Source organism: Mycobacterium sp. FW102-FHT13B02 (genome assembly GCF_058790275.1).
Genome location: NZ_JBYTCM010000001.1, coordinates 269,126 through 291,735, shown reverse-complemented (window position 1 = coordinate 291,735; position 22,610 = coordinate 269,126). Strand labels below are relative to the sequence as shown.

Below are 22,610 nucleotides of genomic sequence, written 5' to 3'. Positions count from 1 at the left end.
AGACAGCCCAAGATCACCCTTGACACGGCAATTCTTGCACCCAAAACTCAAGGCGTGCAACTGATTTCAGATCCTCTCAGCCGGTCCACGCTGGACGATCCGTATGCCTGGTACGCGCAGCTCCGACTCGCCGGTCCGGTGCACCAGGTGCCCGGCACGGCCTTCTACCTGGCCACCACCTGGGACGCGGTCCAGGAGGCCGTCAGCCGCCCGGAGGATTTCTCGTCGAATCTGACCGCCACGCTGGTAACTGCGGGAACACAGCCGTCGACCTTCGACATGGGGGCCGTCGATACCGCTGGACATGTCCTGGCCACCGGCGACGACCCGCGGCACGCGCACGAACGCAAGCTGGTGCTGCCGGCCCTGGTGGCCAAACGAATCCAGGCCCTCGAGCCGGTGATCGACCATGTTGCCCGACGGCTGTGGCGCGATGCGGCGGTGGACAGTCACATCGAGTGGATGTCCGCCATCGGTGACCGCCTGCCGATGACGTTGGTGGCCAGGCTCATCGGGCTGCCCGACGACGACGTGCCGCAGCTGGTGCAGTGGGGCTACGGCAGCACCGAACTGCTCAGCGGCGTCTTCGATCTCGAACACATCAGCACCGCGGTCGAAACCTCGACACAGCTGGCCTGCTACCTGCACGCCAAATTCGCCGAGGCCCAGACCAACCCGCGCGACGATCTGCTCGGCGACCTCGCCCGCGCCGTCGCCGCCGGCGCCCTCGACGGCGACGCGGCGGTGCTGATGCTGCTCCAGCTGGTGGGTGCCGGTGGCGAATCCACGGCCGGGCTGATGGGCAACGCCGTCCGGCTGCTGGCCACTCTGCCCGACGTCCAGGAGCAGGTGCGGGACGATCGAGGACTGGTGCCCGCCCTGTTGGAGGAGACGCTGCGGCTGGAGTCGCCCTTCCGCAACCATCACCGGCACGTCCGCAGGGACACCACGCTCGCCGGCGTACCACTGCCCCAGGACGGGCATCTGCTGCTGCTCTGGGGTTCGGCCAATCGCGACCCGGCGGCGTTCGACGATCCCGACCTGCTGCAGCTGGGCCGGCCGAACCTGCGCAATCACCTGGCGTTCGGGAAGGGCCTGCACTTCTGTGTCGGGGCGGCCCTCGCCCGCACGGACGCCCGCATCGGGATCACCACATTGCTGGAGGCCACCGACTGGTTCGAGCTCGTCGAGGCCGAATGGGTGCCCAGCCTCATGGTGCGCAGGCACCGCCGCCTGGAGCTGCGCTACCGCTGACCGTCGCCGGCGCTGCCGCTCGAACCACCGGCTTCGTCACGCAGCATCCGTACCGACACGTGCGGCAGCCGCTGCCCCGGCTTCCGGCCGAAGCTGTACTCCCACGACAGACCACCCCACAGTTGCCAACCACGGCGGCGGGAGATCAGGCACAGGCCGGCGCCGACCGCGGTGCCGACCAGCACGCCGGTTTGCGCCAGCCCGACATACCAGAAGCCGGTGACCACGGCGCTGGCCGCCAGCGCACTGGTCGCGTAGAGGGTGTTGCCGCCGAAAATCTGCGGCACCCGGTGCGTCGTGAGGTCCCTCAGCGCGCCGCCGCCGACCGCGGTGACGGTGCCCAGCAGCAGCGCGGGCACCCAGCCGAGGCCGATTGCCAATGTCTTCTGTGCACCGGCCGTCGCCCAGCAACCGAGGGCCAGTGCGTCCACGTAGGGAAACACCGCATGCCAGCCGCGGCCGCCGATGGGCATCAGGAAGGCGATCGCGGCACCGATCACCGCGCACAGCGCGTAGCGAAAATCGGTGAGCGCCACCGGCGGTCCGTGTTGCAGCAGGGTGTCACGGATGATGCCGCCGCCGAGCCCGGAGAGCAACGCCAGGGTCAGAAAGCCGATGGGATCCATGCGCTCGTCGCGGGCGACGATGCCACCCAGGACCGCGTTGGTCAGGACGCCCGCCAGGTCGATGACGGCGAACAGCTCGCCGATGGTCGACACGGGCTATTCGGGCAGGCGCAGCTCGGGCTTCTCGACCTCTTCGATGTTGACATCTTTGAAGGTGATGACCCGGACCTGCTTCACGAATCGCGCCGGCCGATACATGTCCCAGACCCAAGCGTCGGCCAACCGAAGCTCGAAGTAGACCTCGCCGTCGGCATTGCGCGGGATCAGCTCGACGCTGTTGGCCAGGTAGAAGCGGCGCTCGGTCTCCACGACGTAACTGAACTGCCCGACGATGTCCTTGTACTCGCGGTACAGCGAGAGTTCCATCTCGGTTTCATACTTCTCGAGATCCTCGGCACTCATCGGCACAGACTCATCAGTTCAACGGTCCTTCGGTTCTTGCGGGCCATGTCTTCTTCGGATTGCGACTAGTTCCCATTTTTCCTCACCCGGATCGGCAGCGCTGCCCTATCGCCGGGTTGGCAGCCAGCTTGCGCACATTGGCGAACGAGAACCGGTGCTCGGGGCACGGCCCAAGTTCCGCCAGTGCCGCGGTGTGCGCGGCGGTGCTGTACCCCTTGTGCACCGCGAACCCGTAGCCCGGATGCACGGTATCCATCTCGACCATCAGGCGGTCGCGGCTGACCTTGGCCAGCACGCTCGCCGCGGCGATACAGGCAGCCGCGGCGTCTCCGCTGACCACCGGCAGCGATGGCACCGACAGGCCCGGCACCCGGAACCCGTCGGAGAGTACGTAGCCCGGCCGCAGAGACAGCCCCGCGACAGCACGGCGCATGCCTTCGATGTTCGCGATGTGCACCCCGCGCCGGTCCACCTCGGTCGAGGGAATGAACACCACGTGGTACGCGAGGGCGTAGCGCCGGATCAACGGGAACAGCCGTTCCCGTTCGGCTTCGTTCAGCTTCTTCGAATCATCAAGGGCCGCCAGGCTTTCCAGTCGATTCGGCCCCAACACACAAGCCGCCACAACGAGCGGGCCGGCACAGGCCCCGCGGCCCACCTCGTCCACTCCGGCCACCGGGCCCAACCCGCCGCGGTACAGCGCGGACTCCAGGGTGCGCAGACCCGTGGACTTGCGGATCACCGTGCGAGGTGGCCAAACGGGCAAGGCAAAACCTATTGACCGGTCTGCGGATTGACCGTGACCACACCGCCCCAGCGCGACGGCGGCCACGCGATGAACCGGGCCTTCCCGATCACATTGGCTACCGGCACGGTGCCCGCCATCGGGTCACCGGTGCACATCAGCGCGTTGATGGCGTCGGCCGGCGTGTTGGTGCAGTGGGCCCGCGAGTCAGCCGAGTGGGTGCGGTTGTCCCCCATCACCCACAGCCGGCCGTCCGGCACCTTCACCGGGCCGAACTCGTTGCCCAGGCACGGGTCGGTCGCGGGGTCGACCATCATGGTCGCCGGATCCAGGTACGGCTCTTTGAGCTTCTTGCCATCCACCGTCAGCCCCGTCGAGTTACGACATTGCACCGTCTGGCCGCCTACCGCGATCACGCGCTTCACCAGATCGTTCTCATCGGGCGGCACGAAGCCGATCACCGAGAGCGCATTCTGGATCCAGCGCATGGTCGGGTTGTCCGAACGGATCGACTTGTAGCTGATGTTCCAGTTCGGCGGGCCCTTGAAGACCACGACGTCACCGGGCTCGGGCGCGCCGAACCGATAGGTCAACTTGTCGACCATGATCCGGTCGCCGACGCAGCCGCTACATCCGTGCAGCGTGGGCTCCATGGACTCCGACGGAATCAGGTACGGCCGCGCGACGAAAGTCAGCACGACGTAGTACAGCAGCACCGCGGTGAGGACGAGAACGACGCCTTCGCGCAGCGCGGCCAGCTTCGACTTCGGCTTCTCGTCGACCGAGTCAGCCTTGCCGGCCGAGTCAGCGGTCGCGGTGGTGTCGGCGTCGTCCGTCGTCGGACTGTCCGGGGTGGTGCTGTCTTCGCTTGGGCCGGTCACGGCACCAGGCTAATCAGTTCGGCTGAAAGGTCGCCGAACAAGCTCAGCGCTTTTCCTTGATCTTGGCCTTCTTGCCACGGAGCTCGCGCAGGTAGTACAGCTTGGCGCGACGCACGTCACCGCGGGTGACGACATCGATGTGGTCGATGTTCGGCGAGTGCACCGGGAAGGTCCGCTCGACGCCGACGCCGTAGCTCTCCTTGCGGACGGTGAAGGTCTCACCGATGCCGCCACCCTGGCGACGGATCACGACGCCCTTGAACACCTGGATGCGGTGCTTGTTGCCCTCGATGACCTTGACGTGCACATTGAGGGTGTCGCCGGGGTTGAAGGCCGGGATGTCGTCGCGCAGCGACGCCTGATCGACGAAGTCCAGCGTTTTCATCGGTGACACTTCCTTGCTAACTCGCGGGCTACAGCCGCCGGACGCCATGCGGCGCGACGGAACAGCCATTCTCTTTACGGACGTACTTGGCGGATGCCACAGCGGGCGGGGACACATCCGAAACAGACGCCGACCCCGCGCCCAGCGCGGACAACTGCTCAATTGTGCCAGACGGCCGCCGGGTGACGAAATCGTGACCCCACCGGGCCCGGTGCAGCAGACATCACACTCGGCGCAGTCACAGACGCCACACCCAACACAGCTTTACCCGTTACGCTAATCAACCAGAATTTTATCCGTCGTGACGTTTTGTTCGTCATCAGGCTTAGGAGAACCATGCGCCCGCAGCCGTTGAAGCTGCTGACCATCACCGCTGCCGCGGCAGCAGCGGTGATGCTCACAGCCGGCTGTGAGGCGAAGGTGTACGGAGCGCCGCCGCCTAATCGGATCGCGCTGACCGTCGTACCAGTGGTCACCGCGCTGGAGATGCCGGATGCCCCGGCCGCCGAACCCGCTGCGGCCATGACGGGCCTCGACGGCCGCGAACGCAGTGCCAGCAGCGATGCCTCGGCAGCCGGGGCGTCGATCAGCGCCGCGGTGCTCGATCGCAACACCGGCCAGCTGATCGCCACCGGCGACGGGTCCCCGATGCCCATCGCGTCAGTGGCCAAGCTGTTCATCGCCGACGACCTGCTGCTGCAGGAAGCCAAGGGCCAGATCGAGCTCACCGCGACCGACCGCCAGGCACTGGACACCATGCTGCGGTCGTCCGACGACTCCGCGGCCGAGGTCTTCTGGAACCGCAGCGGCGGCAACAGCGTCATCACCCGCGTCGCAGCCCGCTATGGGCTGACCGGAACCTCGGTGCCCTACGACGGCAAGTGGTGGAACACCATGAGCACCCCCACCGATCTCGTGCACTACTACGACCAGTTGCTCAACGGTTCCGGTGGGCTGCCTCCGGAGCAGGCCAGCATCATCCTGTCTGATCTCGCCGCGTCCACGCCCTCCGGCGCCGACGGCTACCCGCAGCGCTTCGGCATCCCGGATGGCCTGTATGGCGAACCGGTTGCGGTGAAGCAGGGCTGGATGCCGGAGTGGAACGGCAACAACTGGATGCATATGTCCACCGGTGTGATCGGCGCCGACCGACGCTACGTCATGGCGATCGGCTCGCTGCAGCCCACTGATGACGCCACGGCCCGCGCGACCATTACCAACGCCGTCAAGACGATGTTCCCGGGCGGGCGAATCAGCTAGTCCCCCAAGCGATCCGGATTCAGCAGGTCCGGCCGGCGCTCGCGCGTCCGCTGCAGACCCTGTTCGCGACGCCACGCCGCCACCTTGGCATGGTCGCCGGACAACAACACCGGGGGCACTTCGAGGTCACGCCAGACCGGTGGCCGCGTATAGCTCGGCCCCTCCAGCACTCCCCCGACATGCGCGGAATGTGAATCATCTTGGTGCGAAACCGGATTGCCCAAGACATCGGGGAGCAACCGCACCACGGCTTCGATCATGACCAGCGCCGCGGACTCACCGCCGGGCAACACGTAGTCGCCGATGGACACCTCTTCGACCCGCATCCGCCGCGCAGCATCATCGGCGACCCGCTGGTCGATGCCCTCGTAGCGACCACAGGCGAACACCAGGTGCTTCTCGCCGGTCCAGCGGTGCGCGTGTTCCTGCGTGAACAACCGGCCCGCCGGCGTCGGGACTACCAAAACGGTTTCCGGCGTGCAGATTTCGTCGAGGGCGGCGCCCCAGATCGGCGCTTTCATCACCATGCCGGGACCCCCGCCATACGGGGAATCGTCGACCGACTTGTGGACGTCATGCGTCCAGTTCCGCAGGTCGTGCACACCGAGTTCGACCGTGCCGTTGGCGATGGCCTTGCCCGGCAGGGACTGTTGCAGCGCGTCGAGATACGCCGGAAAAATGGTGACGACGTCAATCCGCATGGATGTCAGTCCAACTCGAGCAGGCCGTCGGGCGGATCGATCTCCACCAGACCGTCGGCCAGCGACACCGTCGGCACCATGTGGGTGACGAACGGCACCAGCAGCTCGGCGCCGGACTCTCTTTTGATGGACAGCAATTCGCCGCCTGGAGTGTGCAGCACCTCGGTCACCACACCCACGTCGACACCGTCGACAGTGCGGACCTTGAGGCCCTCGAGTTGGTGATCGTAGAACTCGTCGGGTTCTTCGATGGGCGGCAGACTGGCGGAGTCCACCAGAAACAGGGTGCCGCGCAACGCATCTGCCGCGTTGCGGTCGGTCACGCCATCGAGGCGCACCAACAGCCGGCCGCCATGCTCGCGCATCGATTCGACGACGTAGGTGCGTTCGGGACCGGGATTCCGGGCTCCCGGCTTGCCACGCAGCGATGATCCCGGCGAGAAACGCTCGCCGGGATCATCGGTACGTACTTCGACGACTACCTCGCCGCTGATGCCATGCGCCTTGACGACGCGGCCGACCACGAGGTCCATATTTACTGGTCGGTGTCCACCACGTCGACGCGGATGCCCCGGCCGCCGATACCGGCGACCAGCGTCCGCAGCGCGGTGGCCGTGCGGCCCCCGCGCCCGATGACCTTGCCCAGGTCATCGGGGTGCACGTGCACCTCGACGGTGCGACCGCGGCGGCTGGTCACCATGTCGACCCGGACATCGTCGGGGTTGTCGACGATCCCGCGGACCAGGTGCTCTACCGCGTCGACGACGACGCTGCTCATTCGGCGGGCGCTTCGGCCTCAGTTGCAGAAGCCTCGGTGTCGGCGGCAGGAGTCTCGGCGGCGACCTCGGCGGCCTCTTCCGTCTTGTCCTTGCGCTTCTTCAGCGTCACCGCCTCGCCACCGGGGGCGGCGTCGGCGTTCGCCAGCGCGGCGTTGAACAGATCCAGCTTGGAGGGCTTGGGCTCCTTGACCTTCAGGGTGCCCTCGGCGCCCGGCAGGCCCTTGAACTTCTGCCAGTCACCCGTGATCTTCAGCAGGGCAGCGACCGGCTCGGTCGGCTGTGCGCCGACGCCCAGCCAGTACTGCGCGCGCTCCGAATCGATCTCGATCAGGCTCGGCTCTTCCTTCGGGTGGTACCGGCCGATGACCTCGATGGCGCGGCCGTCGCGGCGGGTGCGCGCGTCGGCGACGATGATGCGGTACTGGGGGTTGCGAATCTTGCCAAGCCGAGTGAGCTTGATCTTGACAGCCATGTTCTGCACTTCTCCTGATGATTGCCACGCTGCAATTCAGCGACTCGGGCGGATTGCCCGGTCCGGTCTTGCCTCACGTGTGTGACCGCCGCGCGGCGCATTGAACGAGTCGCGGACAGACAGCCGACCATTCTGCCAGAGCGGCTGCGAGCGGCCCAAATCCCGCGGTGCGGGATCAGACCACCCGGTCGAAACACTTCGTCTCGACACGGCGCGTCATGCGCCAGCCCTCTGGCGTGCGGAGGAACTCGTCCTCGTACCAGAGACCGCAGAACAGCACCTGAGGCGGCTCCGAACCGGGCAACACCATGGGGTTGAAACAGATGGTCCGTGACGTCGCGGTATCCCCGGTAATGGTCACGTCGAAGTTGCCGAGCATGTGCGCATAGGCGGGGAAATTCGGCAGCACCTGGGACAGCCATTCCTTGACCTCGGGGAAATGCCCGTCGATGCCACCCATCGCGCGGTAGTCGATGTAGGCGTCAGGCGTGAAAACCTGCGCCAGATCGTCGAATCGGCGGGTGTCGATGGCCGTCGAGTACGCGATCAACAGTTGTTGGATTTCCAGACGGTCCGAGATCTCTTCCAGACTCAACATGGTCCGATTGAACACCACCGCGGCGCCGCAGAGACGGCACCGTCCAGGTTCGGACAGTAGGCTGCTGGCTCCATGGGAAGGTTCGCAACGGCCGTCATGGCCGCGCTGACGCTCGTGGTCCTGGTCGTGCCGCCGGTGGCGGCCGCTGATCCCGACATCCAGCCGGTCGGCACCGTGCCGATTCCGGCGGGACCGGCCCCGGCCTGGATCGTCGCCGACATGGATTCAGGCCAGATTCTCGCCGGCCGCGACGTCGACCTGCGGCACCCGCCCGCCAGCACCATCAAGACGCTGCTGGCGCTGACCGCGCTCAGTGAGCTGCCGAGCCTGGACGCGACCGTGGCCGGCACCGTCGCCGACACCCAGGTCGAGTGCAATTGCGCCGGCATCGTCCCGGGCCACGTATACACCGCCCGCCAGCTGCTGGACGCGGTGCTGCTCACGTCGGGCAACGACGCCGCCGACGCCCTGGCCGACATGATCGGCGGCTACGACGTCGCGGTCGCCAAGATGAACGCCAAGGCTGCCTCCATCGGCGCCGTCGACACCCACGCGGCCACCCCGTCCGGGCTGGACGGCGCCGGCGGCTCGGGCTGGACCACGCCCCGCGATCTGGCGATCATCTTCCGCGCCGCCATGGCCAACCCCTACTTCGCGCAGATCACCGCGCAGCCCGCCGCGACGTTCCCCGGCAAGAACGGCACCGAGCAGATCGTCAACGAGAACCAGCTGTTGCAGCGGTACCCGGGCACCATCGGCGGCAAGACCGGTTTCACCGACGCCGCCAAGAAGACCTACGTGGCCGCCGCCGACCGCGGCGGACGCCGACTGGTCATCGCCATGATGTACGGCATGGTGCACGAGGGCGGCCCGACCTACTGGGATCAGGCCTCGCAGTTGCTGGACTGGGGCTTCGCGCAGGAGCGCTCGGTCAGTATCGGTTCCCTCTAACCGATACCCGACCGGAATCTCGGCGCGAGCTCATCGCAGCCTCCGGTCCGTAGCGTCGGCGCTCGTGCGCAGACTGTTCACGGCAGCGGTACTGGCCCTCAGCACGGCACTGGCGGCCCCGATCGCCGCCGTCGGCGGTGCCGACAATCGAGCCGCAGCCGAACCCACCGGGCAGCCCACGGGCGCGCAGGCGCTGGCCAATGGTCCTGCCAAAGCCTGGCTGGTGGCCGACCTCGACACCGGGCAGGTGCTGGCATCGCAGGACCCGGGCGGGTCGTACGCCCCGGCCAGCACCATCAAGCCACTGCTGGCCATGGTCGTGCTGGACAACCTGCGTCCGGATGCCCTGGGCCGGGCCAACGAGTCACACACCAAGGTCGAGTGCTCGTGCGTCGGGCTCAAACCGGGCCAGGTGTACTCCGTGCGCCAGCTCTTGGACGGGTTGCTGATGGTGTCTGGCAATGATGCCGCCAACATGCTGGCCGACATGCTCGGCGGGCAACGCGTCACGGTGGCCGCCATGAACCGCAAGGCGGCCGCGCTCGGGGCCCGCAGCACGCACGCCGGCTCGCCCTCCGGGCTCGACGGCCCCGGCTGGGAGTCGATCACCACGCCGCGCGACCTGGGAGTGATCTACCGCGCCGCACTGACGTATCCCGTGATCGCCGAGATTTTCCGACAGACGTCCGCGCAGTTCCCCGGCCGTACCCTGACCAGTCAGAACGAGCTGTTGACGGGGTATCCGGGCGATTTCGCCGGCAAGACCGGCTATACGGACCGGGCCCGCAAGACGTACGTCGGCGCCGCGCAGCGCGGGAGCCACCGGCTGGTCGTGGTGCAGATGTACGGCACCGGCGACCTCTACCCGCAGGCAAGACAGTTGTTCGACTGGGGTTTCAGCCAGTACCCCGCAAGTCAGTAGACGCGGCCGCGCAGGACCACCAGCGCGGGGTGGTCGAGCACACCCAGCAACCGCGGGTCGTCGTGGTAACAGACGAGGTCAGCCGACGCGCCGTGCTCGAGTACCGGACGCCCCAACCACTTTCGCGCGTCCCAACTGGCCGCCCCCAGTGCCTCCGTCGGGCTCAGCCCCACGCGGCCGAGGGCGGTGACCTCGTCGGCGATCCGGCCGTGGGCGATCATGCCGCCGGCGTCGGTGCCCGCATAGATCGGCACCCCGGCCTCGTGCGCGGCCCCGACCCGCTGCGGGCACGTCGCGTACAGATCGCGCATGTGCTTGGCGTACGCCGGGAACTTGGCCGCCTTCTCCGCGATGCCGGGGAAATTCTCGATGTTGATCAGGGTCGGGACCAGCGCCGTACCGTGGGCCAGCATCAGTTCGATGGTGTCGTCGGTGATCCCGGTGCCGTGTTCGATGCAGTCGATTCCCGCGTTGATCAGCCCCGGCAACGCTTCCTCACCGAACACATGCGCCGTCACCCGCGCGCCGTTGGCATGCGCGGCCGCGATGGCTTGTTTGAGCACGTCGTCGGACCACAGCGGGGCCAGGTCGCCCACTCCCCGGTCGATCCAGTCGCCGACGAGCTTGACCCAGCCGTCACCACGGCGGGCCTGTTCGGCGACGTACTGCGGCAGCTGCGACTCGTCCTCGATGTCGATCGGCAGCCCGGGCAGGTAGCGCTTGGGCCGGGCCAGGTGCCGACCTGCCCGGATGATCCGTGGCAGGTCATCGCGGTCGTCGAAGGCGCGGGTGTCCACCGGCGAGCCGGCGTCGCGTAGGAGCAACGCACCGGCCTGTCGTTCGGTCTCGGCCTGCCGCTGTGCCTCGTCGAGCTCGACCGCACCACCCGGCCCCAGGCCCACATGGCAGTGCGCGTCGACCAGGCCGGGGATGATCCAGCCACCGTCGAAGATGGTCTCGGCGCCTGCTAGCGGTTCAGCCGACAGCACTCCGCTGTGTATCCACCACTGCACCTGTTCGCCATCGGGCAACGCCCGGCCGCGCACGTGCAGGATCACGCGCTTACTTCTTCGGGAATTTCAGCTGCGACAGATCGAAGTCGGCAAGCCCCGGCGGTAGCTCGTTGAGCCCCTGCGGCATGTTGGACAGGTCCGGGAAGCCGCCCGGCAACGCGCTCGGATCGAGGCCGAACGGGTTGGCGACCTTCGGCGGCGTCGGGCCCCGTCCGCCCTTCTTGCCCTTGCCCGCCTGCTTGTTCTTGCCCTTGGCGGCCTTACGGGTGTTCTTGCGGCCGAACGGCATTCCCATCTGGCCGGCCATCTGCGACATCATCTTGCGGGCCTCGAAGAAGCGGTCGACCAATTGGTTGACGTCCGCCACCGTGACGCCGGAGCCGTTCGCGATGCGCAGTCGCCGGGAGGCGTTGATGATCTTCGGGTCGGACCGCTCGGCGGGGGTCATACCGCGGATGATCGCCTGAATCCGGTCCAGGTGGCTGTCGTCGACGGCGGCCAGCGCCTCCTTCATCTGACCGGCACCGGGCAGCATGCCCAGCAGGTTTCCGATGGGACCCATTTTGCGGATCATCAGCATCTGCTCGAGGAAGTCCTCGAGCGTGAGCTCACCGGACCCGATCTTGGCCGCGGCTTCTTCGGCCTTCTTCTGGTCGAAGACCTGCTCGGCCTGCTCGATGAGGGTGAGCACGTCACCCATGCCCAGGATGCGCGACGCCATGCGGTCGGGGTGGAAGACGTCGAAGTCTTCGAGCTTCTCGCCGGCGGAGGCGAACAGGATCGGCGCGCCGGTGACCTCACGCACGGACAGCGCGGCACCACCGCGGGCGTCGCCGTCCAGCTTGGTCAGCACGACACCGGTGAAGCCGACGCCCTCACGGAAGGCGTTGGCGGTGGTGACGGCGTCCTGACCGATCATCGCGTCGAGGACGAACAGCGTCTCGTCAGGCTTGACGGCGTCGCGGATCGCGGCGGCCTGGGCCATCAATTCTTCATCGATACCGAGTCGGCCGGCGGTGTCGACGATCACGACGTCGAAGTGCTTGGCCTTGGCCTCGGCCAGACCCGCGGCGGCAACCGAAACCGGGTCACCGGTGGTCATCTGGTCGATGGTCACGCCGTCGGGCGAAACTCCCGGGTGCGGGGCGAAGACGCTGACGCCCGCCCGCTCACCGACGATCTGCAGCTGGTTGACCGCGCCTGGACGTTGCAGGTCGCAGGCCACCAGCAGCGGTGTATGTCCTTGCTCGGCAAGCCATTTCGACAGCTTTCCGGCCAGGGTGGTCTTACCGGAGCCCTGCAGACCGGCCAGCATGATGACCGTCGGCGGGGTCTTGGCGAATGCCAGCTGACGCGTCTGCCCACCGAGGATGCCGATGAGCTCCTCGTTGACGATCTTGACGACCTGCTGCGCCGGGTTCAGCGCACCGGAAACCTCGGCGCCCTTGGCGCGGTCCTTGATCCTGCCGATGAACTCGCGCGTCACCGCCAGCGACACGTCGGCCTCGAGCAGTGCCAGGCGGATCTCGCGGGCGGTGGCGTCGATATCGGCGTCGGTCAGCCGGCCTTTGCCGCGCAGACCCGACAGCGCACCGGTCAACCGGTCGGACAGGGATTCAAACACGGGACAAGCCTAACGGGCGGCCGGGTCTGGCCTGGAGCGCACTGTCGTGGATAGTCTGGTCACGCACGTAGCCAGATCGTCCCGGAGGCCCTGTGACAGCGATCGACATGCCCCTACCCGGAGTACACCGCGCTACAGACGATGCGGTCGCCACCACGCACGTCAGCCAGTGCACGCTGTGTGAGGCGCACTGCGGCATCCACGTCACGGTCACCGACGGCAAGGTCAGCCGCATCGAGGGCAACCCCGACGACGTCTTCTCCAAGGGCTATATCTGTCCCAAGGCCACCGCCATGGGTGCCCTGCACCACGATCCCGACCGGCTGCGCACGCCGATGCGGCGGGTCGGCGACAGTTTCGAACCGGTCACTTGGGACGACGCCTTCGCCGAGATCGGGGTCCGGCTGCGCCGCATCCGCAAGGAGCACGGGGCTCGCTCGGCCGGGATGTACCTGGGAAACCCGGCAGCGCACAGTTCGGGCGCGTTCTACGGTCTGATGTTGCGAGCGGCCCTGCTGACCCCGAACTTCTTCTCGGCATCCACGCTCGACCAGATGCCGCACGAATATGCCGCGTGGCGGGTCTTCGGCTCCAACGTCCTGGTCCCGATCACCGATATCGACCGCACCCAGCGGCTGGTGATCCTGGGCGCCAACCCCGCGGTGTCGAACGGTTCGATGTCGATCATGCCGGGCGCCAAACGCCGCCTCAAGGCGGTCCGCGAGCGCGGCGGCACAGTCGTCGTCATCGACCCCCGCCGGACCGAGACCGCCCGGATGGCCGACCAGCACGTGTCGGTACGCCCGGGCGGCGACGCGTACCTGCTGCTGGGCATGCTGCATGTGCTGATCAATGAAAACCTTTGCGATACCGCGGCTCTCGATCAGATCGCGACCGGATGGCACGAACTCAAGGGATTGGTCGGCGGCGCCAGTCCGGAGGCTGTCGCACAGCGCGCCGGGGTGGACGCGGACACGATCCGCAGCCTGGCCCGCGAGCACGCGGCCGCGGAATCGGCCGCCATCTACGCCCGGATCGGAATCTGCCAGCAGCGGACCGGGACCCTGGCGAGCTGGCTGGTCATGGTCCTCAACACAGTCACCGGCAACCTGGACCGCGCGGGCGGGACCATGTTCTCCACGCCGATCGTCGACCTGCCACGGCTGGCCAAGTACGTCCCGGTGGGACACGGGGCGTGGACCGACCGGTCCGGCCGCTACCAATCCTTCCGCGCCGAGCTGCCCGCCGTCGCGATGGCCGACGAAATCCTCACCCCCGGGGACGGCCAGATCCGCGCGATGATCACCTACGCCGGCAACCCGGCGTCCTCCGTGCCACAGAAGGGCCGACTGGGTGAGGCGCTGGCATCGCTGGATCTGTATGTGGCAGTGGACATGTACGTCACCGAAACCACCCGGCACGCGGACTTCATCCTGCCGCCGGTGTCACCACTGGAGCGCGAAGATGTCGGGCTGTTGACGACGATCTTCAGCGTACGCAACAACATTCGCTATCAGCACCGGTCCTTCGACCCGCCCGCAGGCGCTTTGGAGGACTGGGAAATCCTCAGTCGCCTGACCATGGAACTCCTCCCGGCTCCACTGCGACAATTGACCGCACCGCTGCGCACCGCGCTGATCGGGTTCGCCAACCCGATGCGCATGGCGGCGGTAGCGCTGGCAACCGGACCGCATGGACGAATCCGTAAGGGCCGCAAGGGCAAGACCATGGACGACCTGAGGTCCAGCGCCGGCGGGCTGGACCTCGGCCCCCTGCAACCGCGGCTGCGCGAGGTGATCGCCACCCGCGACCGCAAGGTGGCCCTGGCGCCCCCCGAATTCATCGCGGCCGCTGTCCAGCTGCTCGACGAGGCCGCCAACGCCACCGACGAATCCGGCCGCGACCTGCAGCTCATCGGGCGGCGTCAACTGCGCAGCAACAACTCCTGGCTGCACAACCTGCCGTCGATGACCGGCGGCTCCAACAAGTGCACGCTGCTGATGCACCCCGACGATGCGAGCGCCCGCGGCCTTGCCCAGGGCGAACAGGTGCGCGTCACCTCAGCGGTAGGGCAGATCGAAGTGCCGCTGGACATCAGCGACGATATCCGCCCTGGCACCGTTGCGGTTCCGCACGGCTGGGGACACACGAACACCGGCTGGCGTCACGCCGAAACCCTGCCCGGCGCCAATGTCAACGACCTCCACGATCCTGCGTTGGTGGACCCCTTCACCGGGACGGCGGCCGTCAACAACACGTGGGTGAAAGTCAGCGCCGGCTGAACCGGTATCAGCTGGCGGCTGTAGCCGGCTTGACCGGTAGCGGGGCAGGCAGCACCGCATACAAGTCCTGCTCGAACGCGGCCTGCGCCTCTGCGGTGGTGAAGGCCTCGGAAACCACCAGACCGAAGGCGTCGACGACGGTCGCGCCGAGCGTCGTCACCTTGGCCCAGGCGACGTCCACGCCCTTGCGCTCGACCACGGCGGCCAGCCGGGCGAGCAGGCCGGGCCGGTCGGCGCTGCGAATCTGCACCACCAGCTCACCGGCCGAGGACCCGGCAAACCACCGCACGCGCGGCGGCGCGATCGTGTGATAGCCGGGCACGGCTGCTGGAATCTCACCGGCGCGCCGGGTCGGGGCCGGTGTTTCCTCGTCGCGCTGCTCCAGCGCGGCGAGCACGTCCAGCTCCCCGTCGAGCGCCAGGATGAACTGCTGGCGCAACAGTTCGGCGGCCGGTGGCGAGCCGAAGTGCGGCGACACCACGAACGTGTTGATGGCGAGTCCTTCGTGACTGTTGACCGACGCCGAGTGCACACGCAGCGAGTGCAGCGCCAGCACCCCGGCCGCTTTGGACAGCAGGCCCCGCCGGTCCGGAGCGATCATCGTGACGTTGAACAGGTGCGCACTGTCGGCCGCCGCCAGCTCGACATGGACCCCGGTTTGGTTGGCCTGCGAAAGTAGTTTCGAATCAATGGGATCAGGGTGCGGCAAGCTCTCCCCCGCCATCACCAGCCGGCACCGCCGCACCAGATCGCCGATCAGGGAGGCTTTCCAGTCACCCCACACGCCGGGGCCGGTGGCCAGTGAATCCGCCTCGGCCAGCGCATGCAGCAGCTCCAGCAGCACAGGGTCGCCGCCGAGTGCGTCGACCACGGCGGCAATGGTGTTGGGATCCTGCAGGTCTCGGCGAGTCGCGGTATCGGGCAGCAGCAAGTGGTAGCGGACCATCTTGACCAGCACTTCGATGTCGGCCGGCCACAGTCCCAGCCGCAGACCGATCTGGTTGGCCAGCTCGGCACCGATCCTGCTGTGATCGCCGCCTCGCCCCTTGCCGATATCGTGCAGCAGCGCGCCCAACACCAGCAGATCGGGTCTGTCCACCCTGGTAGTGAAAGCGCTTGCCCGGGAGACGGTTTCGGTCAGATGCCGGTCGACGGTCCAGATATGGACGACGTCGCGTGGCGGCAGGTCGCGGATCGCGCCCCACTCCGGGAACAACCGGCCCCACAACCCGGTTCGGTCGAGGGCCTCGACGGTGGCCACCGTGCCCGGCCCGGCCGTCAGCATCACGAGTAGGTCGTTGAGCGCTTCCTTGGGCCACGGAGCCCGCAGTTCGGGCGCCGACTCGGCCAGCCGCGCCAGCGTCGAGCCCGCGATGGGCAGTCCGTTGGTGGCCGCAGCCGCAGCCACTCGCAGAATCAGGCCTGGGTCGCGCTGCGGTTTGGCGTCGCGAGCCAGGATGACCTCACCGCCGAACTCGAGCACGCCCTCGTCGAGCGGCCGTCGTACCGGTCGCTTGAGTGCGGCGAAGCCTCTGCGCGGCAAGGCATTCCCCGCGGTACGCACGCCGGCGTCCACATAGAAGGTGATGGTTCGGGCGGCATCGCTGATCATCCGGGCCAGATCGAAGCGGTCACCGATACCCAGCGCACCGCCGACCTCGTCGGCGTACTGGGCCAGCACCATCTCGCGCCCCTTGTGAGAGACCCGATGCAGCTCGGTGCGAACGTTGAGCAACGCCAGATGCGCGTCGGCCAGGGTGCCGATCGGTGATGCCACCGAACGGCTCGGGTAGACGTCGGCCAGCTGCGCCATGGCCAGCGCGTTCAGCAGCTGCACATCACGCAGGCCGCCGCGGCCGTTCTTCAGATCCGGCTCGGCGCGGTGCGCGATCTGACCGGAACGCTCCCACCGCGCCGCGGCATGCTCGATCAGTTCGGTGAAACGGGAGGCGATCCCGGTCCGCCATTGCCGCCGGGCACCGCCGACCAGTAGGGACGACAGATCCGAATCGCCGGCGATGTGCCGCGCATCGAGCATGGCCAGCCCCGCGGAGATGTCGCCGGCCGCGGTCTTGAGTGCCTGCGGCACGGTCCGGACGCTGTGGTCCAGATGAATGTTGGCGTCCCACAACGGGTACCAGAGCGCTTCGGCGACCTCGGTGACGACGTCCTGCGGCAGATCGTCGTGCAACAGCATCAAGTCCAGGTCCGAGTACGGCAGCATTTCCCGCCGTCCGAGGCCGCCGGTCGCCACGATGGCGAAGCCGCTGGTCTCAGTGATGCCGATCTCGGTTGCCTTTGCGGCAAGCCAAAATTCATACAGATCAACCAGAGCCTCGCGCAACGCCGCCGAATCGAGCCGGCGCGCGCCACCGGCGAGCAACTGCTCGACAGCGGCGCTCAGGTCGCTTGCCGGACGGGGTGATCCCGCTGCCGAAGCCTGCGAAACCGAAGTGTCGTCGGCCCCGGCAGCGGAATCTGGTGTCTGCTTGGTCATCTGGTGGTCAGCCGCCGTCAGATGGCGTCGCTGCCCCGCTCGCCCGTACGGACGCGCACCACGGTTTCGACGGAGGTGACCCACACCTTGCCGTCACCGATCTTGCCCGTCCGCGCGGCCTGCACGATGACATCCACGACCTTGTCGACGGAAGAGTCGTCGACGATTACCTCGACCCGCACCTTCGGCACGAAGTCCACTGAATACTCGGCGCCACGGTAGACCTCGGTGTGGCCCTTCTGCCGCCCGTAGCCCTGTACCTCGCTGACGGTCATCCCGAGGATGCCCATCTGCTCCAGGCCGGTCTTGACGTCTTCGAGCGTGAACGGCTTGACGATCGCCGTGATCAACTTCATTTGGTTGAGTCCTTCCAAATACCCGTGGATGTCATCGTGAATCCTTCCCGATCACGCGAATTCATAAGCGGTTTCCGCGTGCTCGGCCTCGTCGATACCGTTGGCTTCGTCCTCCTTGTCGAGGCGCAGGCCCACGGTGTACTTCACGATCAACGCCAAGATAGCGGTACCGATCGCCGAGTACGCAAGCACCGCGAACGCGCCGACGGCCTGACGCCACAACTGATCGAATCCGCCGCCGTAGAACAGGCCCTTGACCGCAGCCGGAGCCTCGGGTGCGGCAACCAAGCCGACCATCAGCGTGCCGAACAGACCACCGACCAGGTGCACGCCCACGACGTCCAGCGCGTCGTCGAAGCCCAGCTTGAACTTCAGACCGACGGCCAGGGCACACACCACACCGGCGCCCGCACCGATCGCCAGAGCGCCGAGGACGTTGACCGACGAGCAGGACGGGGTGATCGCAACGAGACCGGCCACGATGCCCGACGCCGCACCCAGCGAGGTGGCGTGACCGTCACGAATCTTCTCCGTCAGGAGCCAGAACAGCATCGCGGCGGCGGTCGCCACGGTGGTGGTGATGAAGGTCGAGGCTGCGACACCGTCAGAGTTCAGCGCAGAGCCGGCGTTGAAGCCGTACCAGCCGAACCACAGCAGACCGGCGCCCAGCATGACGAACGGCAGGTTGTGCGGGCGCATCATGGTGCCCGGCCAGCCGGAACGCTTGCCCAGGATGATGGCCAGCACCAGACCCGCGGTACCGGAGTTGATGTGGACCGCGGTACCACCGGCGAAGTCGATCGCCTTGAGGTGGTTGGCGATCCAGCCGCCGTGCTCGCCCGTGATGCCGTCGAAGGCGAACACCCAGTGCGCGACCGGGAAGTAGACGAAGGTCGCCCACAGTCCGGCGAACAGCAGCCAGCCACCGAACTTGAGGCGGTCGGCGACCGCACCGGAGATCAGGGCGACGGTGATGATCGCGAACATCAGCTGGAACGCGACGAACACCAGCTGTGGAATGGTTCCGGCCAGCGGAATCTTCACCGCCGCAGTGGCACCCGCGGCAAGGTGCGGAACCAGCGAGTTACCGCCGATCAAGCCCTTGAGCCCCCAGTACTGCGTGGGATCCCCGACGATGTTCCATTTGTCATTGCCGAACGCCATCGAGTAGCCGAACAGTACCCACAACACCGTGACGACACCCATGGCACTGATGCTCATCATGATCATGTTGAGCACACCCTTACGGCGCACCATGCCGCCGTAGAAGAACGCCAGACCCGGTGTCATCAACAGGACAAGCGCTGAGCTCGCCAGCATCCATGCTGTGTCACCGGTGTCCGGCGTGCCCAAGATCGGGAATCCATCCACTGGCCGCTTCCTCCTTAACCCATGTCACGGGCAGATGCCAATGACCTAGGCCAGAACTTTGCGCATCGGTTGTTTCGCCGACGGCGCGCGGGCGTTTCGCATATGTGAACGGATTGACCAGTTACGTTTCGGCGCGGTTAATGACGTCTCTCACCCCTGCTGAGCAGACGTGAGAACCCCCGCAACCGCGAGGTATGCCCAGCTCGCGGGAGTCCTGTTAACCCAAGAGAGCGTCGACGAAGGCCGCGGGCTCGAAGGGCGCCAGGTCGTCCGGGCCCTCGCCGAGGCCGACGAGCTTGACCGGCACACCGAGCTCCTGCTGCACGCGGAACACGATGCCACCCTTTGCGGTTCCATCGAGCTTGGTGAGCACCACGCCGGTGATGTCGACCACCTCGGCGAAGACGCGGGCCTGCGGCAGGCTGTTCTGTCCGATGGTGGCGTCGAGGACCAGCAGCACCTCGTCGACCTTGGCGCGCTTCTCAACCACGCGCTTGACCTTGCCCAGCTCGTCCATCAGGCCGGTCTTGGTGTGCAGGCGGCCCGCCGTGTCGACCACGACGACGTCAGCGCCCGCTGCGATGCCCTTGTCGACGGCGTCGAACGCCACGGAGGCGGGATCGGCGCCCTCTGGACCGCGCACGATGTCGGCGCCGACGCGGGCGCCCCAGCTCTGCAGCTGGTCGGCAGCGGCGGCGCGGAAGGTATCGGCCGCCCCGAGCACGACGCGGCGACCGTCCGCGACCAACACGCGGGCCAGTTTGCCGACGGTGGTGGTCTTGCCGGCTCCGTTGACCCCGACCACCAGCAGTACCGACGGCTTGTCGGCGTGCGGCAGTGCCTTGATGGACCGGTCCAGGTCGGTCCGCAGTTCCTTGATCAGCACCTCGCGCAGCACCGCGCGGGCATCGGCCTCGGTGCGCACGTTGGCCTCGGCCATCCGGCTGCGCAGCGCGGTGACGACCGATTCGGTGGCGACCGGCCCCAGGTCGGCGATCAGCAGGGTGTCTTCGATGGACTCCCACGAGTCCTCATCGAGGTCGCCGCCGCCCAACAGGCCCAGCATGCTGCGGCCCAGCGTGGTCTGCGACTTGGCCAGGCGGCCGCGCAGCCGCTCCAACCGGCCGGCGGTGGGCGCGATTTCGTCGCGCGGCGTGACCTCGGCTTCTGGCTCGGGTTCGGGAGCGAGAGCCGGCTCGGGCGCCACGATGACGTCCGGTTCCGGTTCGGCCACGACTCCCGGCTCAGCCACGACTTCCAGCTCGGCCACAACTTCCGGCTCCGGGAGCTGGACATCGGCGATGGTGCGCTTACGCGAGTCACGCGGAATCTCGGCGTCGTCGCCTACGGTCGGCAATTTCTCCGCGGTGTCAGAACTACTGAACGTGAAACCCGACGACGCCCTGTAGCCACCGGAGCGGTCCAGCTTCGGCGTCTCCTCCGGCGCGGCGAGGGAGATGCGGCTGCGCCGGTAGCGGACGAATCCGACGACCAGGGCAGTGACAACGAGAACTGCGACGACCGCTAGCGCGATCCAGAGACCTTCCGACACCGTGCCATTCTGTCAGCCGCACCAAGTCCCGCCGCGCATGGCAGACGTCCGCCCGGCTGGCGCAGATCGGCACAACGATCGGCTCAGGCGGGGATATCAATCCATCCGAGTGTTCACGGCGGTGGTGGGATGTCGTTTTCTGCGGGTGCATGTTGCTCGCCGGACGCCGTTGCTTCGCCTGCCCGACGACCGGCTTCGCGGGCGGCTTGCAGCTCCTCGCGGCGGCGGGCGGCGGCTTCTTGGGCGGCCTCTCGAGCGTGGATGTCGGCTTCGTTGAGGGCGCGTTCGTAGGCGATCTGTTGGGCCTGGTTTTGGGCGCGGGTGCGGCGCCGAACGGGCATCATGACACCCCGCCCCGGCGCTGGTGGGGTGTCCAGATCAGTGGCATCCGGCGGCGGCGGATCCGGGAGCGGCGTGTCGGTGACCTTGCCGGGGAACAAGATTCGACTAGTGGGCACGCTGGTATACGTGTGGCCAGTAGGTGCAGTCCACACAATCGTCCCATCAGCGAGCTGACGGTCACGCCAGCCCTCGGGCCCACCGTAAAAGGTCTTGAGTAAATGGTGTTTGCGGCACTTAGGACTCAAGTTGCCCGGATGGGTCGGCCCGCCCGGCCACGGCACCGTGTGGTCCAGGTCGCAGGCGGTGGCCGGCTGATCGCAGCCCGGAACATGCACGTCATCGCCCGCATCCGCACGAACTCATCGATCGCGGCCGACGGCCGGTACCGCGACACCCCACCCAGACCGATCGCCGAGGCGACGGTGCGGACCTTCGCGCCGCGGGCCACCAGATCGGCCAACATCGCCGGCGGCACCACCGCGCCACCCACGATGTAGCCGACCGGCGTGCGCACGGGGGCCGGGACTTTGGCCGCAGCGGTGGCCGCGACAGGCGTCGCTGCCGCGTCGGGCACCGGCGTGGGCGCGACATCTGCCGCGGCTGGAATGGCGGGTGTCGTCTCGACGACCGACTCAGCCTCGGGCTCAGGCACCGGCGGGGTCAGGGGTGCGGCCGGGTCCCCGCTGAGCAACCGATCAGCCACCGGCGCCGGCAGCGCATCGGTCAGCACATGGATCACCACCGCCGCCGCCCGCACATCAGGCCCAGCGGCCGGACACTCGGCGGTGCCACACTGGCAGACCAACCGGTCGCCGCGCACCGCCAGCACCCCCAACGCATCGGCGCGGCGCTGTGCGAACGTGCGCGGATCGTTCTCGCAGACCTGGCTCGCCAGGGCAGTCAAGGCCCGATCGAACAGTTCTGCATCGGTGGCCAGCAGCGCACCCCAGATCGACGCCACCCCAGTGTCATCATCGGGCTTGCCGACCCCAATCCCACGCGAGCGGGCCACCGACCGGACCTTCAGCACCGCAGCCGGGTCGAACTTATGCACCCAACCGTCGATCTTCTTCTCAATCTTCTTGCGGGACAACCCCGCCCACTCCGACAACGCCCCCGCCAGCGCAGCATCGATCACGGCCAGGGTGTTGGCGTCCTCCACCAGACGGGTGCGCCAACAGATCATCCCGACCGTCCGCGCCGAGACACCACCGTCGGCGAACACCGCCGCCACCGCGCGCAGACGATCGCGCAGCGCGACCGCGGTAGCCATCTGCCCGCACGCTTCCCTGGACCCGATCCCCAAGGCAGCACCGACCTCAGCGGCCGCGGCATCCCAGCCGTCACAGGCCCACCACTGCCGATCGCCCTGACCATCGACCCGCAACGCGACCAGGTCGGCGATCGCGGCGAAGCGGATGCTCGCGGCCCGCGCTTCCACCCGGGCACTGTGAGTGATGGCGTCGACCACGCCGGCATCGTGGACCAGCACACCGCCGGCCCCGATCCCCACATGTTCGAACACATGTTCTACTATGCCAGGCTGGTCTGACACGCGCCATCTGACACGCGCCACCGAAGTCGAGATGCAGATCGA

Annotated in this window: 23 protein-coding genes; 5 read left to right on the top strand and 18 right to left on the bottom strand. The window is 67.5% G+C overall.

Features of this window, described 5'->3' with window-relative positions:
- Positions 1-54 precede the first annotated feature (54 nt).
- A complete protein-coding gene (locus AC3WTE_RS01400; protein WP_492435001.1) occupies positions 55-1,254 on the top strand; it encodes a cytochrome P450 in 1,200 nt (399 codons plus the stop codon).
- On the opposite strand, the gene AC3WTE_RS01395 is transcribed toward AC3WTE_RS01400, so the two are convergent.
- The 5 genes from AC3WTE_RS01395 to rplS all read right to left on the bottom strand — a co-directional run bounded on the left by AC3WTE_RS01395 (position 1,245) and on the right by rplS (position 4,293).
- On the bottom strand, positions 1,245-1,973 hold the full coding sequence (locus AC3WTE_RS01395) for a trimeric intracellular cation channel family protein (RefSeq protein WP_492435000.1): 729 nt from the start codon (positions 1,971-1,973) through the stop codon (positions 1,245-1,247). The genes AC3WTE_RS01400 and AC3WTE_RS01395 overlap by 10 nt on opposite strands.
- Before the next feature lie 3 nt (positions 1,974-1,976).
- Entirely contained in the window at positions 1,977-2,282 is a 306-nt protein-coding gene (locus tag AC3WTE_RS01390) for a DUF2469 domain-containing protein (RefSeq protein ID WP_003893809.1), read from the bottom strand.
- An 82-nt stretch (positions 2,283-2,364) separates the two neighbouring features.
- Positions 2,365-3,048 carry a ribonuclease HII gene (locus tag AC3WTE_RS01385; protein WP_459369598.1) on the bottom strand — a complete coding sequence of 228 codons (684 nt, stop codon included), beginning with the start codon at positions 3,046-3,048 and terminating at the stop codon, positions 2,365-2,367.
- A gap of 8 nt (positions 3,049-3,056) precedes the next feature.
- Positions 3,057-3,908 carry a signal peptidase I gene (gene lepB, locus AC3WTE_RS01380; RefSeq protein WP_492434999.1) on the bottom strand — a complete coding sequence of 284 codons (852 nt, stop codon included), beginning with the start codon at positions 3,906-3,908 and terminating at the stop codon, positions 3,057-3,059.
- 43 nt (positions 3,909-3,951) lie between these two features.
- Complete coding sequence (rplS, locus tag AC3WTE_RS01375; protein ID WP_020103768.1) at positions 3,952-4,293, bottom strand: 50S ribosomal protein L19; 342 nt, start codon at positions 4,291-4,293, stop codon at positions 3,952-3,954.
- Between the two features lie 336 nt (positions 4,294-4,629).
- Between rplS and AC3WTE_RS01370 the strand changes: the two genes are divergently transcribed.
- The gene (locus tag AC3WTE_RS01370; protein ID WP_492434998.1) at positions 4,630-5,553 is read left to right on the top strand and encodes a serine hydrolase; all 924 of its coding nucleotides are present in this window, start codon (positions 4,630-4,632) and stop codon (positions 5,551-5,553) included.
- Here AC3WTE_RS01370 and trmD read toward each other — a convergent pair.
- The 5 genes from trmD to AC3WTE_RS01345 form a co-directional block, all read right to left on the bottom strand.
- Positions 5,550-6,254, bottom strand: coding sequence for a tRNA (guanosine(37)-N1)-methyltransferase TrmD (gene trmD, locus AC3WTE_RS01365; protein ID WP_492434996.1), 705 nt, complete (start codon positions 6,252-6,254; stop codon positions 5,550-5,552). The two genes, AC3WTE_RS01370 and trmD, sit on opposite strands and share 4 nt — an antisense overlap.
- Before the next feature lie 5 nt (positions 6,255-6,259).
- Positions 6,260-6,787 (bottom strand): ribosome maturation factor RimM, encoded by a 528-nt coding sequence (gene rimM / locus AC3WTE_RS01360; protein WP_455983373.1) that lies wholly within the window; start codon positions 6,785-6,787, stop codon positions 6,260-6,262.
- Between the two features lie 2 nt (positions 6,788-6,789).
- Positions 6,790-7,032, bottom strand: a complete 243-nt coding sequence (locus AC3WTE_RS01355; protein ID WP_003881089.1) for an RNA-binding protein — start codon at positions 7,030-7,032, stop codon at positions 6,790-6,792.
- The gene (gene rpsP / locus AC3WTE_RS01350) at positions 7,029-7,505 is read right to left on the bottom strand and encodes a 30S ribosomal protein S16 (protein WP_492434994.1); all 477 of its coding nucleotides are present in this window, start codon (positions 7,503-7,505) and stop codon (positions 7,029-7,031) included. Before rpsP ends, AC3WTE_RS01355 begins: the two co-directional genes overlap by 4 nt.
- A gap of 175 nt (positions 7,506-7,680) precedes the next feature.
- Positions 7,681-8,103 carry a nuclear transport factor 2 family protein gene (locus AC3WTE_RS01345; RefSeq protein WP_492434993.1) on the bottom strand — a complete coding sequence of 141 codons (423 nt, stop codon included), beginning with the start codon at positions 8,101-8,103 and terminating at the stop codon, positions 7,681-7,683.
- Between the two features lie 72 nt (positions 8,104-8,175).
- On the opposite strand from AC3WTE_RS01345, the gene AC3WTE_RS01340 reads away from it, so the two are divergent.
- Together AC3WTE_RS01340 and AC3WTE_RS01335 are read left to right on the top strand one after the other, a co-directional pair.
- Entirely contained in the window at positions 8,176-9,054 is an 879-nt protein-coding gene (locus tag AC3WTE_RS01340; RefSeq protein ID WP_492434991.1) for a D-alanyl-D-alanine carboxypeptidase family protein, read from the top strand.
- 64 nt (positions 9,055-9,118) lie between these two features.
- Entirely contained in the window at positions 9,119-9,976 is an 858-nt protein-coding gene (locus AC3WTE_RS01335; protein WP_492434990.1) for a D-alanyl-D-alanine carboxypeptidase family protein, read from the top strand.
- On the opposite strand, the gene AC3WTE_RS01330 is transcribed toward AC3WTE_RS01335, so the two are convergent.
- Positions 9,970-11,034 carry an amidohydrolase family protein gene (locus tag AC3WTE_RS01330; protein WP_492434988.1) on the bottom strand — a complete coding sequence of 355 codons (1,065 nt, stop codon included), beginning with the start codon at positions 11,032-11,034 and terminating at the stop codon, positions 9,970-9,972. The genes AC3WTE_RS01335 and AC3WTE_RS01330 overlap by 7 nt on opposite strands.
- A 4-nt stretch (positions 11,035-11,038) precedes the next feature.
- Positions 11,039-12,613 carry a signal recognition particle protein gene (gene ffh / locus AC3WTE_RS01325; protein ID WP_492434987.1) on the bottom strand — a complete coding sequence of 525 codons (1,575 nt, stop codon included), beginning with the start codon at positions 12,611-12,613 and terminating at the stop codon, positions 11,039-11,041.
- A 107-nt stretch (positions 12,614-12,720) separates the two neighbouring features.
- Here ffh and AC3WTE_RS01320 point away from each other — a divergent pair, with 107 nt between their 5' ends.
- On the top strand, positions 12,721-14,895 hold the full coding sequence (locus AC3WTE_RS01320) for a molybdopterin-dependent oxidoreductase (RefSeq protein ID WP_492435467.1): 2,175 nt from the start codon (positions 12,721-12,723) through the stop codon (positions 14,893-14,895).
- A 7-nt stretch (positions 14,896-14,902) separates the two neighbouring features.
- Here the strand turns inward: AC3WTE_RS01320 and AC3WTE_RS01315 are convergent, their stop codons facing one another.
- The 6 genes from AC3WTE_RS01315 to AC3WTE_RS01290 form a co-directional block, all read right to left on the bottom strand.
- Positions 14,903-17,392, bottom strand: a complete 2,490-nt coding sequence (locus tag AC3WTE_RS01315; RefSeq protein WP_492434986.1) for a [protein-PII] uridylyltransferase — start codon at positions 17,390-17,392, stop codon at positions 14,903-14,905.
- Between the two features lie 17 nt (positions 17,393-17,409).
- Positions 17,410-17,748 (bottom strand): P-II family nitrogen regulator, encoded by a 339-nt coding sequence (locus AC3WTE_RS01310; protein ID WP_043393419.1) that lies wholly within the window; start codon positions 17,746-17,748, stop codon positions 17,410-17,412.
- A 51-nt stretch (positions 17,749-17,799) separates the two neighbouring features.
- On the bottom strand, positions 17,800-19,119 hold the full coding sequence (locus AC3WTE_RS01305) for an ammonium transporter (protein ID WP_459369587.1): 1,320 nt from the start codon (positions 19,117-19,119) through the stop codon (positions 17,800-17,802).
- Positions 19,120-19,336: 217 nt separating this feature from the next.
- The gene (gene ftsY / locus AC3WTE_RS01300) at positions 19,337-20,671 is read right to left on the bottom strand and encodes a signal recognition particle-docking protein FtsY (protein ID WP_492434984.1); all 1,335 of its coding nucleotides are present in this window, start codon (positions 20,669-20,671) and stop codon (positions 19,337-19,339) included.
- A 113-nt stretch (positions 20,672-20,784) separates the two neighbouring features.
- The gene (locus tag AC3WTE_RS01295; protein WP_492434983.1) at positions 20,785-21,129 is read right to left on the bottom strand and encodes a hypothetical protein; all 345 of its coding nucleotides are present in this window, start codon (positions 21,127-21,129) and stop codon (positions 20,785-20,787) included.
- 125 nt (positions 21,130-21,254) lie between these two features.
- A complete protein-coding gene (locus AC3WTE_RS01290) occupies positions 21,255-22,538 on the bottom strand; it encodes a DUF222 domain-containing protein (RefSeq protein WP_492434982.1) in 1,284 nt (427 codons plus the stop codon).
- Between the last annotated feature and the right edge of the window lie 72 nt (positions 22,539-22,610).